At 72.0% G+C, this 15,072-nt stretch carries 15 protein-coding genes; 6 read left to right on the forward strand and 9 right to left on the reverse strand.

Going from position 1 to position 15,072, the window contains the following annotated elements; genetic code table 11:
• The first annotated feature begins 71 nt into the window (after positions 1–71).
• The gene (locus GIS00_RS08435) at positions 72–806 is read left to right on the forward strand and encodes a DUF998 domain-containing protein (protein WP_154767695.1); all 735 of its coding nucleotides are present in this window, start codon (positions 72–74) and stop codon (positions 804–806) included.
• 37 nt (positions 807–843) lie between these two features.
• On the forward strand, positions 844–1,605 hold the full coding sequence (locus GIS00_RS08440; protein ID WP_154767696.1) for a DUF2127 domain-containing protein: 762 nt from the start codon (positions 844–846) through the stop codon (positions 1,603–1,605).
• Positions 1,606–1,875: 270 nt separating this feature from the next.
• On the opposite strand, the gene GIS00_RS08445 is transcribed toward GIS00_RS08440, so the two are convergent.
• Complete coding sequence (locus tag GIS00_RS08445) at positions 1,876–4,131, reverse strand: HelD family protein (RefSeq protein ID WP_322097711.1); 2,256 nt, start codon at positions 4,129–4,131, stop codon at positions 1,876–1,878.
• A gap of 265 nt (positions 4,132–4,396) precedes the next feature.
• Positions 4,397–5,848, reverse strand: a complete 1,452-nt coding sequence (locus GIS00_RS08450; protein WP_322097712.1) for an aminotransferase class I/II-fold pyridoxal phosphate-dependent enzyme — start codon at positions 5,846–5,848, stop codon at positions 4,397–4,399.
• An 18-nt stretch (positions 5,849–5,866) separates the two neighbouring features.
• Here GIS00_RS08450 and GIS00_RS08455 point away from each other — a divergent pair, with 18 nt between their 5' ends.
• Positions 5,867–8,131, forward strand: coding sequence for an excinuclease ABC subunit UvrA (locus GIS00_RS08455; protein ID WP_322097713.1), 2,265 nt, complete (start codon positions 5,867–5,869; stop codon positions 8,129–8,131).
• A gap of 77 nt (positions 8,132–8,208) precedes the next feature.
• On the forward strand, positions 8,209–8,952 hold the full coding sequence (locus GIS00_RS08460; protein ID WP_154767698.1) for a DUF998 domain-containing protein: 744 nt from the start codon (positions 8,209–8,211) through the stop codon (positions 8,950–8,952).
• Here the strand turns inward: GIS00_RS08460 and GIS00_RS08465 are convergent.
• Positions 8,899–10,065 (reverse strand): MalY/PatB family protein, encoded by a 1,167-nt coding sequence (locus GIS00_RS08465; RefSeq protein WP_154767699.1) that lies wholly within the window; start codon positions 10,063–10,065, stop codon positions 8,899–8,901. The two genes, GIS00_RS08460 and GIS00_RS08465, sit on opposite strands and share 54 nt — an antisense overlap.
• Before the next feature lie 26 nt (positions 10,066–10,091).
• Here GIS00_RS08465 and GIS00_RS08470 point away from each other — a divergent pair, with 26 nt between their 5' ends.
• Positions 10,092–10,739: a class I SAM-dependent methyltransferase gene (locus tag GIS00_RS08470; RefSeq protein ID WP_154767700.1), complete on the forward strand. Its 648-nt coding sequence runs from the start codon at positions 10,092–10,094 to the stop codon at positions 10,737–10,739.
• A 4-nt stretch (positions 10,740–10,743) separates the two neighbouring features.
• On the opposite strand, the gene GIS00_RS08475 is transcribed toward GIS00_RS08470, so the two are convergent.
• Together GIS00_RS08475 and GIS00_RS08480 are read right to left on the reverse strand one after the other, a co-directional pair.
• On the reverse strand, positions 10,744–12,027 hold the full coding sequence (locus GIS00_RS08475; protein ID WP_154767701.1) for a multidrug effflux MFS transporter: 1,284 nt from the start codon (positions 12,025–12,027) through the stop codon (positions 10,744–10,746).
• A gap of 268 nt (positions 12,028–12,295) precedes the next feature.
• Entirely contained in the window at positions 12,296–12,697 is a 402-nt protein-coding gene (locus tag GIS00_RS08480; RefSeq protein ID WP_196073171.1) for a VOC family protein, read from the reverse strand.
• A 274-nt stretch (positions 12,698–12,971) separates the two neighbouring features.
• Between GIS00_RS08480 and GIS00_RS08485 the strand changes: the two genes are divergently transcribed.
• Positions 12,972–13,397 carry a VOC family protein gene (locus GIS00_RS08485; RefSeq protein WP_154767703.1) on the forward strand — a complete coding sequence of 142 codons (426 nt, stop codon included), beginning with the start codon at positions 12,972–12,974 and terminating at the stop codon, positions 13,395–13,397.
• A 45-nt stretch (positions 13,398–13,442) separates the two neighbouring features.
• On the opposite strand, the gene GIS00_RS08490 is transcribed toward GIS00_RS08485, so the two are convergent.
• The 4 genes from GIS00_RS08490 to GIS00_RS08505 all read right to left on the reverse strand — a co-directional run bounded on the left by GIS00_RS08490 (position 13,443) and on the right by GIS00_RS08505 (position 14,991).
• The gene (locus GIS00_RS08490) at positions 13,443–13,799 is read right to left on the reverse strand and encodes a class IIb bacteriocin, lactobin A/cerein 7B family (RefSeq protein ID WP_196073172.1); all 357 of its coding nucleotides are present in this window, start codon (positions 13,797–13,799) and stop codon (positions 13,443–13,445) included.
• A 67-nt stretch (positions 13,800–13,866) separates the two neighbouring features.
• Positions 13,867–14,199, reverse strand: coding sequence for a hypothetical protein (locus GIS00_RS08495; protein ID WP_154767705.1), 333 nt, complete (start codon positions 14,197–14,199; stop codon positions 13,867–13,869).
• Entirely contained in the window at positions 14,199–14,537 is a 339-nt protein-coding gene (locus GIS00_RS08500) for an NHLP leader peptide family RiPP precursor (protein WP_154767706.1), read from the reverse strand. The genes GIS00_RS08495 and GIS00_RS08500 overlap by 1 nt, the downstream gene beginning before the upstream one ends.
• Before the next feature lie 49 nt (positions 14,538–14,586).
• Positions 14,587–14,991: an NHLP leader peptide family RiPP precursor gene (locus GIS00_RS08505; RefSeq protein ID WP_154767707.1), complete on the reverse strand. Its 405-nt coding sequence runs from the start codon at positions 14,989–14,991 to the stop codon at positions 14,587–14,589.
• Positions 14,992–15,072: the final 81 nt, after the last annotated feature.

Below are 15,072 nucleotides of genomic sequence, written 5' to 3' on the forward strand. Positions count from 1 at the left end.
TCTGGAACCACCGTGCGCGGCCGCGCCGCCGGTTACCGTGTGCACACCGTCCGACCCGGAGAGGAGCCGCGGTGCACCCGGTACCACCCGATCCGACCGCGGGCCGGCTCCGGCCGGCCGACGCCCGGGACCCGGCGGAGCACGTCGTCCCCGGGGATGTGCACCTGGCCCGCCGGTTGGCGATCGGTGGCCTGGCCGGGGTGCTGGTGTCCACGGTGATGATCGGCTGGATGCACGTGGCGATGCCCGGTCGCGAGCTGGACCCGATGTCCCGCACGATCAGCGAGTACGCACTGCTCGACAGCGGCTGGGTGTTCGACGTCGGGGTGTTGGTGCTGGCGGCGGCGTCGGCGATGGTGCTGGTCGCGATGATCCTGCGAGAGCTGGTGCCGGCCCGCTCGGTCGCGTCGGTCGCCACCGCGGTCTGGTGCATCGGGCTGATCGGCCTGATCGTCTTCCCCAAGCAGGGGTTCGGACCGGACACCACCCTGGCCGGCCGGATCCACTGGACCTGGACGCTGATCGCGTTCTTCAGCCTGCCGATCGGCCTGCTGCTGGCCTGCCGACGACGCACCCGCGGCCCGCACGGCCGCTGGCCCCGGGTGGCGCTGGCCCTGGCCTGGGTGTCGGCCGGCTGGTTCGGGGTGCTGGCCTTGCAGACCCTGCTGTCGGCGCTGACGCCGCGGGCCTGGAACCTGGTGGGATTCGTCGAGCGGGCGCTCGCCGTCACCGAGATGGTCGCGGTGGTGGTGCTGGCCTGCTGGGTGCTGGCCTCCTGCCGTCCGGCACGGCTGCCCGCGGACTGACGCCCGATATGTCGCACCACCGCCACCGGACCACCTGATGGCCATCGACTGGAACCTGAGCACCTGCGGTCGGTCGGGCCACGCCACCTACGCGCCGGACGAACCCGAACTGCGCGCCCGGCTGGAGGCGGACACCCCGGCCGGGCACGCCTGGCGCTGCCTGCGCTGCGGGACGTTCGTGCCCGGTGCACCTGCCGGATCGGGGCCGGCCGCCGCCGCCCCTGAGGTACCTCGCGGACGCCTGCTCCGCGACCGGCGGATCATGCGGCTGCTGGCCGCGGAACGGCTGCTGCGGGCGCTGGTGCTCCTGCTGGCCGGGGTGCTGGTGCTGGTCTTCAGGGACCGGATCGGTGCGCTGCGCGCCGGCTACGAGAAGGATCTCGGCCTGCTCGCCCCGCTGGCCGGCCAGCTCGGCTGGAACGTCCAGGACTCCAAGGTGGTCCAGCTCGTCGACCGGGCCTTCACCCTGTCCCCGACGACGCTGGTATGGGTGGGGCTCGCGCTGCTGGCCTACGCCGCGCTGCTCACCGTCGAGTCGGTCGGCCTGTGGCTGGTCCGCCGCTGGGGCGAGTACTTCTCGGTGGTCGCGACCGGGATCTTCCTGCCGCTGGAGATCTACGAGCTGACCGAGCGGGTCACCTGGCTCAAGGTGCTGCTGTTCCTGGTGAACCTGGCCGCCGTGCTCTGGCTGGTGTGGTCCAAGCGGCTGTTCGGCGCGCGCGGCGGGGGAGCGGAGTACCGCCGGGAGCACGAGACCGAGAGCCTGCTGACCGTCGAGCGGTCCGCCGGGGAGCGCTGAAACATGGCGAGCTGGCGCTCGCGGGTCGCTCGTCCTTGATGGGATCGCGCGTTCTGCGCTTCTCGCTCGTGCCTCGCTGCGATGCTCGACCGCACGATCCCGACGAGCGACCATTCATCACGACCAGTACCTCGCGCCGTGCTGCGATGCTCGACCGCACGATCCCGACGAGCGACCGGTCCTCGCTGCGATGCTCGGCCGCATGATCCCGACGAGCGACCGGTCCTCGTTGCGATGCTCGACCGCACGATCCCGACGAGCGACCGGTCCTCAGCGGGCGATGCGCGGCTGCCGGCCGGTCCACAGCACACCAAGGCGCTGCGTCGCCCGGGTGAGTGCCACGTAGACATCGCCCAGACCGCGGGGGGACTCGTCCTCGATCCGGTCCGGTTCGACCAGGATCACCACGTCGAACTCCAGGCCCTTCGCCTCCGGCACGGTCAGCACGACGACACGGTCGGTCAGGTCGCCGTGACCGGCGCGCAACGCATCGGCGAGTTCGTCACGCAGTGCGTAAGGCACCAGCACGGCGAGGTGCTCCTGCCCGCCGGGCGGCAGTTCGTCGCGGACGGCGTGCACGGTCGCGTCGGCGAGCTTCTCCGGGCTGACCTCCTGCCACCACGGCTGCACGCCCGTCGACCGCACCGCCTCCGGCGGCTGCAGGGTGCGGTCGATCCGCCGCAGCACCCGGTCGGCCACCCGGCTGATCTCCAGCGGGGTGCGGTAGTTGACGGTGAGTTCGGCCAGCCGCCAACGGTCGCCGACGTGTGGCCGCAGTGCCCTGTCCCAGGACGTGGCCCCGGACGGGTCCGAGGTCTGTGCGATGTCGCCGACCAAGGTCATCGACCGGGCCGGGCAGCGCCGGATCACCATCCGCCAGGCCATCGGCGAGAGCTCCTGCGCCTCGTCGACCACCACGTGCCCGTAGGTCCACTCCCGGTCCTGCGCCGCCCGTTCCGCGGTGCTGGACAACGTGACCTGCTCCTCGCGCAGAGCCGCCAGGTCGGCGGCACTGATCATGCTCAACAGCGGCTGGTCGGTCTCGTCCTGCCCGTCGTTGAGCATGTCCAGCACGCCCTGCGCGTACTCGCGGGCGGCGACGCGCTCGGCCTCGGCCTGGTCGGCCAGCCGTGGCTCACCCAGCAGCTCGGCCGCCTCGTCCAGCAGCGGCACGTCCGAGATCGTCCACGGCGCACCGGGTTCCCGGTGCAGCAGGTCCCTTGCGCGCTCCTGCAGATCCGGCGCGGCGAAGGCGAGCCGGCGCGGCGAGGCGTACAGATCGCTCAGCAGCCGCTGCGCCGTCATCAGCGGCCAGAGGCCGTGCAGCGCCGACTGCACCGCCTCGTCCTCCCGGAGATCGGCCACCACCTGCGCCATGTCCTCGGCGGTGAAAGGGATCTCGCCGCCCAGGCCGGAGGTCTGCCGTTCCTTGACCTGGCGCGCGAGCCGGCGCAGCAGGTACCGGACCACGGCTGCCCGGGCCCGGTTGTGCGGGATCCGGCCGGCCCAGCCGCGATCCTGCGCGCGCTTGAGGTCCTCCGGCTGCAGCACCAGCCGGCCGAGGCCGGATTCGATGACCACGGCCGTCTTCGGCATCCGCTGCCGGTCCAGCAGCGCATTCGCCACCATCCCGGCCATCGACCGGCGGCCCTTGATCCGGGCCACCTCCGGCCGGTCGGCGGCGGTCGCGCTCACCCCTGGGAACAGGTCGCCGAGAGTGCTGAGCACCACGGCGTTCTCGCCCAGCGAGGGGAGCACCTGGCCGATGTAGGACAGGAAGGTCCGGTTGGGCCCGATCAGCAGCACGCCGCGGGAGGCGAGCTGCTCGCGGAACGTGTACAGCAGGTAGGCCGCGCGGTGCAGGGCGACCGCGGTCTTGCCGGTGCCGGGACCGCCCTGGACCACCAGCACCCCGTTGCGCTCGGACCGGATGATCGTGTCCTGCTCGGACTGGATGGTCTCGACGATGTCCGACATCCGGCCGGTGCGCGGTGCGTTCAGCGCGGTCATCAGCGCCGACTCGCCGGCCAGTCCACTGGTCGCGGCCACCTCGTCCGGGGAGATGCCGGCCCGCTGCAGTGCCTCCGCGCTGACGTCCAGGAACTCGTCCGACAACGACTCCAGCCGGCGCCGGCGTATCCGCAGATGGCGGCGCCGCAGCAGGCCGAGCGGGTGGGCGGCGGTGGCGACGTAGAACGGCCGGGCCGACGGCGCCCGCCAGTCCATCAGCAGCTGCCGGTCGCTCGCCCCCTCCTCGAACATCCCCATCCGGCCGATGTGCATCGACTCGCCGTCGGTGGTGTCGATCCGGCCGAAGCAGAGCCGGTCCTCGGCGACGTTCAGTGCGGTCAGCGAGGCGTTGTGGTGCGACCACCCGATGTCCTGCTGCACCCGGCCGCCGGGGGTGCCGTCGCCTTTCGCGCTGTAGGAGTCGCGCAGGGCCAGGGTCTCGGCCCGCATCCGGTCCAGGCGCGCGTAGAGCAGGTCGACGAAGTCCTGCTCGTCCGCCAGGGCCGTCCGGACCACCGGTGCGACAGGGTCGCCGGCACCGCCGGGGATGGTGTCGTCCGCGCCCAGGGTGATCGCCTCCGTTCGGATCCGAGCAGCGCTCCACCCTACGCGATCCGCGATCCGTCCGGCGGGAGCACCTCAGGCGAACACGGCTACTCGGGCGAGCACAGCACCTCAGGCGAACGCGGCGCCTCGGCGAACACGGTGCCTCGGCGAGCACAGTGCCCCGGGCGAGCACCGTGCTTCACTCGTGCACCGTGCCTCAGCCGGACACCGTGCCTCAGGCGAGCACCTGGATGGTCTCGAGCGCCGGATCCGCCGCGTAGGCCACCCGGGTGCCGGTCGCGGCGAGCGCCGCGAGCCGGTCCAGCGTGTCGCGGTCGATGCGTTCGCCCGGGACCAGCACCGGCACACCCGGCGGGTACGGGGCGACGACCTCGGCACAGATGCGACCGGCGGCCGAGGCCCGGTCGACCGTGACGTGCGGGGCGAAGAACGCCTCCCGCGGTGTGCGGACCTGCTCCGCCGGATCCCAGACATGCCCGGCGGGCTCGCGTGGGATCCCGGTGCTCCGCCGCCGGATCGAGTGCACCAGGGCGTCCAGCAGCGGCTCGAGGTCCGCCGGCCGGTCCACCAGGGTGACGATCGGCACGACGGTGTCCCGGTCGGCCATCTCCACCGGCATCCCCTGCGCCAGCAGGTCCTGTTCGACGGCGATGCCGTCGGCCCCGCAGCCGGCCAGCTGCACCACCAGCTTGGCCGGGTCGAACTGGCCGGCCGGGAAGTCCTCCGGCCCGGGCACCCGCACACCGTCGATCGCCCGCAGCCGGTCCCGCGCCGCGGCCACGGTCGCCGCGAGATCGGTCAGCAAAGACGCACCCACGGTCTCCAGCACCGACCGGGCGCCGTCGATGCCGGCCAGAACGGCACCGGCCGGGCTGGTGGTGTGGCCGGCCTCGAAGGCCCGCTCGAACCGGTCCGGGTCGATGCGTCCCGACCGGGCCAGCACCAGGGCGGCCTGGCTGTACGCCGGCAGCGTCTTGTGCGCGCTGGTCACCATGATGTCCGCGCCGGCCGCCAGGGCGTGCGCCGGGTAACCGGGGGCGACCCCCAGGTGCGCACCCCAGGCCTGGTCGACGACCAACGGGATCCCGGCCGCGTGGGCCAGTTCGGCGGCGGCCGGGACGTCCGAGAGTGCGCCCAGGTAGGCGGGTTCGGTGAGCAGGACGGCCCGCGTCTCCGGGTGGGCCGCGAGCGCGTCGGCCAGCACCGCGGTGGTGACGCCGACCGGCAGGGCGGTCGCCGGGTGCGCGGCCACCGGCAGCCAGACCGGACGCGCACCGGCGGCCACCAGCCCCAGCAGCACCGAGCGGTGGGCGTTGCGGCCCACCAGGACCGTCTCGCCCGGTCCGGCCACGGTCAGCACGGCCGCCTGGTTGCCGTGGGTGGACCCGCCGACGGAGAACCGGCACAGGTCCACGCCCCACAGCCGCGCGGCCCGCGCCTCGGCGGCGGCCAGCAGACCACCGGACAGCTTCACCGTGTCCAGCCCGCCGTACAGCGGCACGTCGGCGTCGAGCAGCGCGCCCAGCGCGCGGGACAGCCGCCCGGCCAGCCCCTGGTGCCCGGGAATGGTGAAGGGTCGGTGCGTCCCGCGGAAGGACGCCCAGGCAGCCAGCAACGGCGCGTCGGCGAGCACCGGGTCCGGCGGCGGGACTGCACTGTCGGTCACGTCTGCCATCCTCGCCCGGTGACCGAATACATCGAGCTGCGGGGTGCCCGGGAGAACAACCTGAAGAACGTCACGCTGCGCATCCCCAAGCGCGGCATCACGATCTTCACCGGTGTCTCCGGGTCCGGGAAGTCGTCGATCGTCTTCGACACCATCGCCTCCGAGGCCCAGCGCCAGCTCTTCGAGAACTTCTCGATGTTCGTCCGCACCTTCCTGCCGCGGTACCCGCAGCCGGATGCCGACGCGATCGAGAACCTGTCCATGGCGGTGCTCGTCGACCAGAAGCGGCTCGGCGGCGGCTCGACCTCGACGGTCGGCACGGTCACCGACATCTTCACGGTGCTGCGACTGCTGTTCTCCCGGCTGGGCAGCCCGTCGGCCGGCTACGCGAACGCCTACTCGTTCAACCACGCGGACGGCCGCTGCCCGGAGTGCAACGGTCTGGGCCGCACGATGGCCTTCGACACCACGGGTTTCGTCGACCCCGACCGGACGCTGTCCGAGGGTGCGGTGCAGGTGCCGCTCTTCGTCGGCTGGGAGAACAACGTCTACAGCTCCTCGGGCTTCTTCGACAACGACAAGAAGGTGCGCGACTTCTCCGACGAGGAGATGCAGCTGCTGCTGCACGGGTCCGGCCGCAAGTTCAAGCTCAGCATCGGCGACCAGACGATGAACGCCACCTACGAGGGGATCGTCGAGAAGCTCACCCGCTCGTACATCCGCCGCGATCTCAAGACCCTCGGCGAGCGGACACAGAAGCAGGTCGGCAAGTACCTGACCACCGGCCCGTGCCCGCTGTGCCGGGGAGCCCGGTTGAACCAGGCGGCGTTGGCCAGCCGGATCGCCGGGCGGAACATCGCCGAGCTGGCGGACACCGAGATCGACGAGCTGGTGGCCTTCCTGCAGGAGCTCGACCGCTCCGGGGACGCCGGCGAGGTGGCCGCCCCGATGATCGGCACCCTGCTCGAGCGACTCGGCCACCTGGTCGACATCGGCCTGGACTACCTGACTCTCAGCCGGGAGACCGACACCCTGTCCGGCGGCGAGTCGCAGCGGGTGAAGATGGTCAAGCATCTGTCGAGCAGCCTGATCGACGTGATGTACGTCTTCGACGAGCCCAGCGTCGGGCTGCACCCGCGGGACGTCCACCGGCTGGGCGAGCTGCTGCGCCGGCTGCGCGACAAGGGCAACACGGTGCTGGTGGTCGAGCACGACCCCGACGTCATCGCGGTCGCCGACCACGTCGTCGACGTCGGGCCGCGCGCCGGCCGGGCCGGCGGCGAGATCATGTACGAGGGCGACCATGCCGGGCTGCTGGCCTCCGACACACTGACCGGGCGGTTCCTGAACCGGCCGCTGCCGGTGAAGACCGACGTGCGCACCCCGACCGGGTCGCTGCCCGTCCGCGATGCCCGCACCAACAACCTGCAGGGTGTCTCGGTCGACATCCCCACCGGTGTGCTGACGGCGATCACCGGCATCGCCGGCTCCGGGAAGAGTTCGCTGATCCACCAGGAGTTCCTGCGTGCCCACCCGGGCGCGATCGTGGTGGACCAGTCGGCCGTCGGGGTGTCGGTGCGGTCCAATCCCGGCACCTACACCGGGGTGATGGACGACATCCGCAAGGCGTACGCGAAGGCGAACAAGGTCGACGCCGGCCTGTTCTCGTTCAACTCCAAGGGCGCCTGCGAGACCTGCAAGGGCCTCGGCGTCATCTACACCGACCTGGCCTTCCTGGACGGGGTGCGCACGCAGTGCGAGACCTGCCTGGGGCGCCGGTTCAAGGACGAGGTGCTCACCTACCTGCTGCACGGCGCCAACATCGACGACGTCCTGGAGATGACCGTCGACCAGGCGCTGGAACACTTCCCGGAGAAGGAGATCGTCCGCCGGTTGCGGGCGATGAGCGACGTCGGTCTGGGCTACCTCACCCTCGGGCAACCGCTCTCCACCCTCTCCGGCGGTGAGTGCCAGCGCATCAAGCTGGCCGGCGAACTGCACAAGAAGGGCTCGGTCTACGTCATGGACGAGCCGACCACCGGGCTGCACATGTCCGACATCGAGCACCTGCTGGCGATCATGAACCGGCTGGTGGACGCCGGGAACTCGGTGATCGTCATCGAGCACAACATGGACGTGGTGCGGCAGGCGGACTGGGTGATCGACATGGGACCGGAGGGCGGACACAAGGGTGGTCGCGTCATGTTCGAGGGGCCGCCGGCCCTGCTGGCCGCCGACGAGGACTCGCTGACCGCACCGTTCCTCGTCACATCCCACGGCTGACCCGGGGGAAACCCCTACCCTGGAACCGGGGGACAGCCCCGTTCCCGCACGGCCGACGGCAGGGGAGGGTGAGGGACATGACCGCCCCGTCCCGCGCCCCGATGGTCCTCTTCGGTCTGACCGTGCTGACTCTGGTGCTGGTGCAGGTCGTCTCGCTCGGTGCCCGCAACCCCTTCACCGACACGCTGAGCAGCTATGCCTGGGTGGACGAGGGCTGGATGTTCGTCCTGGCGCTGCTGATCCTCGCGGTCGGGATCCTGCTGCTGGCCTCCGAACTGCACCGGCGCGGCCGCGGCGGACCGGCGGCCCGGACCCTCCTCCGGATCGCCGCCGTCGCCTCGGTCGTCGCCGCCGTCTGCCCGGCCGACGCGCCCGGCAGCAACGGCCCGAGCGTCACCGGGGAGGTGCACCGGTACGCCAGCCTGGTGCTGATCGGCGGCGCCCCCGCCGGTGTGCTGCTGCTCGCCTCCACCGGCATGTTCGCCCGTCGGGCACGCCGGATCCTGATGCAGGTCTTCGTGATCGGCAGCCTGGCCGCGGTGATCTTCGTCGGCAGCCTGGCCGGGGACTGGGTGTCCGGCGGGGTGAGCCAGCGAATCCTGGTCGGTGCCGTGGTCACCGTGCTCGGTATCACGGCGCTCGCGCTGCACCAGCCGGAATCCGTCGCGCGGCCGGACGCCGCCGAGGCGACCGTGCCCACCGCGCTCGCCCGGCAGTACACCCCGACGGGTCCGGTGGTCCCACCGGGGTCGGCATCGGGCCTGACGTCAGCGGCCGCTCTCCACGACGGCACGGCCCATCCGGTCCAGGATCTCCTGTAGCAGGGCCGGGCCGGTCCCGAAGTTCAGCCGGACGAAACCCCCGGCCCCGGGCCCGAAGTCATGCCCGGGGTTCACCGCCACACCGTGCTCGAGGAACACCGCAGCGGGATCCGGCCAGGGCAGTCCCCGGCAGTCCAGCCAGCCGAGGTAGGTGGCCTCGGGCGGGATCCAGTCGACGCCGGCGGTCAGCCGGACCCAGGCGCCGACCTGGTCACGCCGGTCGCTCAACTGCCGGCCCAGGGCGGCCAGCCAGGCATCGCCGTGCTGCCAGGCGGCCAGGGTCGCGGCCACCCCGAGCACATTCGGCGCGCCGGTCCGCGCGGGCACCTCGTCCCATCGGCGCAGCACCTCGTCCGGGCCGAGATGGACCACAGCGGTGGACATCCCGGCCAGGTTGAAGCTCTTGCCGGCCGACGTGACGGTGATCGTGCGGGCCGCGACCTCCGGACCCAGCGAGGCGAACGGCAGGTGCCGGTGCGGGGCGTGCACGAGCTCTGCGTGGATCTCGTCGGCGATCACCCACAGGTCGTGGGCCAGTGCAATCTCGGCGACCTGCTCCAGCTCGTCACGGTTCAGGACGCGCCCGGTCGGGTTCTGCGGGTTCACCAGCACCAGGACCCGCGCCCCGGTGGCGGCCGCCTCCCGGAAGCCATCCGGATCCCAGACATACCGGCCGTCGACCACGTCCGCGGGCACCGGCACCAACCGGCGGCCCAGCAGAGCGGGGCCCTCGACGAAGGGCGGGTAGGCAGGAGTCGGCAGCAGGACGGGTGCACCCGGCGGTGTCGTCAGATCGATCAGCAGCTGCACGGCCTGCACCAGGTCGTTGACGCCGCGGACACGAGTCGGATCCGGCGACCACCCGTACCGGTCGGACATGCGCCCGGCGAACGCGTCGGCCAGCGGCGACACCGGCGGCAGATCCCATGACGGATAACCGAGTTCGTGCCGGTCCAGGACGTCCAGCACCGCCGACCGGACGAACTCCGGCACCTGCACGTCCAAGTCCGCGACCCAGGCGGGCAGGACGTCGGGGCCGAAGAGCTGCCACTTCACGCCGCGACGGCGCCCCGCCTCCTCCTTGCTGTTCGCGAAAGCGGGCTGGTCGGACATGGATGCAGGATGCCAGGCTGGAGGACATGACCACATGGCAGCAGCAGGCGGACGTACTGGCGGGGCGCGCAGTGGCAGCGGGGCGACCGGCCGCCTGGTTCGAGGAGCTCTACTCGGCGGGCGAGGCGGGGGAGCACGATCTGCCGTGGGACCGCTCGGAGCCGTCCCCGCTGGTGTCGGCCTGGGATGCCGTGCAGCAGCCGCCGCACGGCGGCCGGCGCGCGGTGGTGGTCGGCGCCGGGCTGGGCGCCGACGCCCGGCTGCTGCTGGCAGGCGGTTGGCAGGTGACCGCTTTCGACATCTCGCCGACCGCGGTCCGGCTGGCCGCCGATCGTTCGCCGGGCGTGGACATCCGGGTCGCGGACCTGTTCGCCCTGCCCGCGGAGCTCGTCGGCGCCTTCGACCTGGTGCTCGAGGTGTTCACCGTGCAGGCGCTCCCGCGCACCGAGCGGGCCGGGGCGACCGCGGCCGTCCGGTCGCTGCTGGCGCCCGGCGGCCGGCTGCTGGTGATCCAGCGGGTGTGGGACGACGAGAACGACACCAGCGGTCCGCCCTGGCCGCTGAGCGCGGCGGACATCGACGCCTTCGCCGATGGTGACGTGACCCTGGAGCAGCAGCAGACGGTCGACACCGCCGAAGGGCCGTACTGGCGGGTGCAGTTCCGGCGGGCCTGAGGCGTCAGTGGCCGACGACCACCGGGGCGTCGGCGGGGTCCGGGATCAGCAGGGTGCGCGGGCGGACCACGAACAGCAGCACCAGCAGGGCACCGGCGGCCCCGGCCAGGATCACCAGACCCATGGACAGGGCGCTGATCTCGCCACCGACCGCGACCAGCGGGGCGAGCAGCGCGCCGGCCCCGAACTGGACCGCGCCGAGCACCGCGGCAGCGGTGCCGGCCGCCTCGCCGTGCCGGGCGAGAGCGAGACCGGGCAGGTTCGGCATGGCCAGTCCGCACGAGGCGAGGGTCACGAACATCGCCACCATGACGGCCGGCAGGCCGCCGATGTCCAGTGCGGACACCGTCACCAGGGCGGTCGCACCGACAGTGGCGATGACCAGCGCCGTGCGCAGCACCACGACCGCGGCGAACCGGCGCAGCAGCACCGGGTTCAGCTGGGACATCACGATCAGGCCGATGGAGTTGGCACCGAAGACGATGCCGAACATCGCCGAACTCAACCCGAACTGGTTCTGCATGACGAACGATGCACCGGACACGTAGCCGAGGATCACCGTCATGGCCAGGCCGGCCACCAGGGTCAGCCCGACGAACTGGCGCTCGCGCAGCAGGGTGCCGTAGGTCCGGAAGGCGGCGAGGACACCGCCGGTCCGCCGGCGGGCCGGCGGCAGGGTCTCCGGCAGCACGGTGGCCGCCACCACGGCGAGCGCGGCGGCGATCAGCGCCAGCAGGACGAACAGGCCGTTCCAGGTGGTGGTGCGGAGCACAAGGCTGCCGATGGTCGGCGCCAGGATCGGCGCGACACCGGTGACCAGCATCAGCCGTGCCAGCAGGCGGGCGGCCGGCAGTCCGGTCAGCAGGTCACGGACGATGGCCAGCGAGATCACCGCGCCGGCAGCCGCGCCGATGCCCTGCAGGGTGCGAGCGATCATCAGCAGCTCGACGTTCGGGGCGAAGGCGCAGAGCACCGAGGCGACCAGATGCAGCAACAACCCGGCGATCAGCGGCCGGCGCCGGCCGAAGCGGTCGGCCAGCGGGCCCATCAGCAGCTGCCCACCGGCCACACCCAGCAGGGTCGCGGTCAGGGTCAGCTGCACGGCCGAGTCGGTGGCACGGAACTCGGCGGCGATCGTCGGCAGTGCCGGCAGGTACGTGTCGATCGTGAGCGGGGTGATGGCCGTCAGCGCGCCCAGCACGATCGCCAGCTTGACCGTCCGCACCGGCGGCACGGCGCCGTGGTGCGGGTCCAGGGCAGGGGCGGGGGACAGTGACTGGCTGGTCATCCGGGGCTTCTCGATCGATCTCGTGGCGGGATGCGTACGGCTCCGGACGCGGGACTGCACCACACATCTGCGGCGCACTGTCAGTTCTACGGCATCGGGGCCACCGGTATTCCCGGACGCGGCCACCTTCCGGTGGTCACCGGTCGAACAGCTCATGACGGGAGGCCGACGGAGGGTGGTGTCCGATCGTCCGGTCGGCCGGGCCGGCGCCATTGGGTGTCAGGCGGGAGGCGGCGGCGTGGAAGCAGCGGCGCCCGCCTCGAACGGATCAGACGAGAAGCTCGTTGAGCGCCAGGACATTGCCCTCGGTGTCCTCGACGAAGGCGGACCGCACCACGCCGAAGTCCATGATGTCGCCGCGGGCGACCGCGGGGTGCCCGTCAAAGGTGGCGGTGGCGGGCATCGGCCGCATCCGGGCACCGCGTTCCTTCAGGTCGCGGACCACCGCCTCGATGTCCTCGACCAGGAAGCTGACCATCGGATAGCCCGGCGGCACCCGACCCGGGATCTCGGTGACCATCAGCAGGGTGCCGGAGCCGGCGCGGAACATCATCGGGTCGTCGTCCGGCCCGGAGAGCAGCTCGAGACCGAGCACATCGCGGTAGAAGGCACGGGCCCGGTCACCGTCCTTGGCCGGCAGCACCGGGTTGAGCGGGAAACGATCCAGCATCCGCCGTCGACCTCCGTCCGGATCCGGGAGGAGTCCGGACACCGTTGGGTGGGTACCCACGCAATCGAGCGGCATGCCCGGGAAACCACAACGGTCCGGACACGGAACACCGTCATGGCCGGGCGGGCGGCGTCGAGGTGCGGACCCGCCGGCGCGGGGCCGGCGGCAGCAGGATCCCGGCGGGCACAGGATCCCGCCGGGCACAGGGTCACGCCGGGCACAGGGTCACGGCGGCGGAGACGGGCACGGCGAGCACGAAGGAGGACGGGACCCGATGACGGTGCACTGGCGACAGGTGGTGCTGGACACCACCGACCCGCGCGGGTTGGCAGAGTTCTACCGGCAACTGCTCGAGTACGAGTACCGGGCGGGCGACGAACCACCGGCGCCGGGCGATCCCGATCCGCATGGCGAGGACTGGCTGGTGCTGCGCAAGCCCGGCGCGGACATGGGCATCGCGTTCCAGAAGGTGGACGCACTGCCGGTCCCCACCTGGCCCGAGGACGGTGTGCCACAACAGCTCCACCTGGACCTGACGGTGGCGACCACGGCGGAGCTGGAGGCCGAGCACGACCGGGTGCTCGGGATGGGCGCCCACTTGCGCTACGACAGGTTCGACGACCCGGAGGAGCCGCTGCGGGTGTACGCCGATCCGGCCGGCCACCCGTTCTGCATCTTCGTGGCCGAGCCGCCGGCCTGAGACCGGCGGCCCGGACCTGGGTGGTGAATCAGGCTGGGTGGAAGGTCAGTCCGTGAGCTTCTTGACGCCGACGTAGGCGCCTGCCGTGGCGACGGAAGCGCCGACCCCGATGATCGCGCCCCACAGAGCGCTGGCGATCCCGGCCGCCGCGAACAGCGGGAGCACCCCACCGTTGGTGCCTTCCAGGTCGGACTCGCTCAGTTCGGAGTCGGGCTGCACGGCGGGGACGGCCGGCGGCAGGGTGAGCACCAGCTTCGACGGACTCGTCTCGCGGACCTCGACGATGGTGGTGGCCGGCAGCTCGACGCCTTCGGCCGACAGGACCGCCTTGGGGTCGGCCAGCAGGGTGGTGCGGAAGTCCCGGTCGGTGGCGGCGCGGGACTGGATGTCGTGCAGGATCATGATCGTCTTCCGTGGTCGGGGTGAGGGTCGTCGCGGGTGTGGTGGGGAGAGCGCGGGCGGGCCCGGCTCAGAACCACTTCTTGCTCTCGACGCCGAGGACGAAGGCGATGGGGATGACGAGCGCCCAGGGGGAGATCCCGCCACTGGCGCCCGACAGCGCATCCTCGGTCAGTTCGGCATCGTCGTCCTGCTGCAGGACCGGAGGCAGATCCAACACGAACTCGTCCGGGCGGGTGGGCTCGACCACCGACACGGTGAGGCCTTCGGGGACGTCGACGCCCTCGGCGACCAGGGTGCCCCGCGGGTCGGCGATCAGCCGGGCGCGGAACTGCGGGTCGAACCCGGCGCGGATCCTGATGTCGTCCAGCGTCGGCACGGATGCCTTTTCGATCGTGGTCATCAGCCCAGCCACCGACCGAGACCGAAGGCGGAACCGCCACCGGCGATCACGAAGCCGAGGATGAGGAACGGCCCGACACCGCCGTCGGCGGCGGCCAGCTGGTCGTCGGTCAACTCCATGTCCTCGAGCAGCGGCGGCACCGTCAGCACGATGTGCTCGGGAGTGGACTCCACGACGTCGATCTCGAGATCGGCCGGCACCTCGATGCCGGCGGCGGCGAGCACCGCGTGCGGGTCGGCGATCAGCGACGCCCGGAACTCCGGGTCGACGGCGCTGCGCGAGTACAACTCCTGCAGCACCGCTTCCGCGGACACTGCAAGGCTTTCGGTGGTGGTCATCGATGTTTCCTGTCCTCGTGGATGTCCTGGTGTTCGGTCGCGGGCGGGATCAGCTGGTGGCCTTCTTGTAACCGGCGTAGCCGGCTCCGAAGACCGCGCCGGCCCCGGCGGTCCAGGCGAGATAGCCCAGTGCGGCGTCCTTGACGACCTCCATGCCCATCAGGCCGATGACGACCATCGGGGTCGCGCCGCCGGAAACGTCGGCCAGGCCGTCCTCGGTCAGCTCGGCGCTCTCGTCCACCACCGGGGGGAGGGCGAGCACCAGATTGTCGTCCGTCGACTCGGCGACGGTGATCGAGATCGTCTCCGGCACCACGACTCCGGCCTCGGCCAGCACAGCCCGCGGGTCGGCGAGCAGGGCGGCGCGGAACTCCGGGTCGAACGCGGCGCGGGCGCGGACGAGATCCAGCGGGGCCGGGGTGGTCTCGGTGGCGGGGGCAGCGGACAGGGTCATGTGTCGACACTCTCGTGATCGGGGAACGCCTGAGGGATTCAGGCGGTGGGGGCCACCGGCACACGACCGGGTCTGTGTCCG

The sequence above is a fragment of the Nakamurella alba genome (assembly GCF_009707545.1).
Classification (GTDB): Bacteria; Actinomycetota; Actinomycetes; order Mycobacteriales; family Nakamurellaceae; genus Nakamurella; species Nakamurella alba.

Bases quoted from the DNA above. Each gene is read 5' to 3' on its own strand.
- GIS00_RS08460 (WP_154767698.1), top strand. From the start codon at position 8,209: ATGACCGCCCCGTCCCGCGCCCCGATGGTCCTCTTCGGTCTGACCGTG.
- GIS00_RS08485 (WP_154767703.1), top strand. From the start codon at position 12,972: ATGACGGTGCACTGGCGACAGGTGGTGCTGGACACCACCGACCCGCGC.
- GIS00_RS08505 (WP_154767707.1), bottom strand. From the start codon at position 14,991: ATGACCCTGTCCGCTGCCCCCGCCACCGAGACCACCCCGGCCCCGCTG.
- GIS00_RS08470 (WP_154767700.1), top strand. From the start codon at position 10,092: ATGACCACATGGCAGCAGCAGGCGGACGTACTGGCGGGGCGCGCAGTG.
- GIS00_RS08490 (WP_196073172.1), bottom strand. From the start codon at position 13,799: ATGATCCTGCACGACATCCAGTCCCGCGCCGCCACCGACCGGGACTTC.
- GIS00_RS08480 (WP_196073171.1), bottom strand. From the start codon at position 12,697: ATGCTGGATCGTTTCCCGCTCAACCCGGTGCTGCCGGCCAAGGACGGT.
- GIS00_RS08475 (WP_154767701.1), bottom strand. From the start codon at position 12,027: ATGACCAGCCAGTCACTGTCCCCCGCCCCTGCCCTGGACCCGCACCAC.
- GIS00_RS08500 (WP_154767706.1), bottom strand. From the start codon at position 14,537: ATGACCACCACCGAAAGCCTTGCAGTGTCCGCGGAAGCGGTGCTGCAG.
- GIS00_RS08440 (WP_154767696.1), top strand. From the start codon at position 844: ATGGCCATCGACTGGAACCTGAGCACCTGCGGTCGGTCGGGCCACGCC.
- GIS00_RS08465 (WP_154767699.1), bottom strand. From the start codon at position 10,065: ATGTCCGACCAGCCCGCTTTCGCGAACAGCAAGGAGGAGGCGGGGCGC.
- GIS00_RS08495 (WP_154767705.1), bottom strand. From the start codon at position 14,199: ATGACCACGATCGAAAAGGCATCCGTGCCGACGCTGGACGACATCAGG.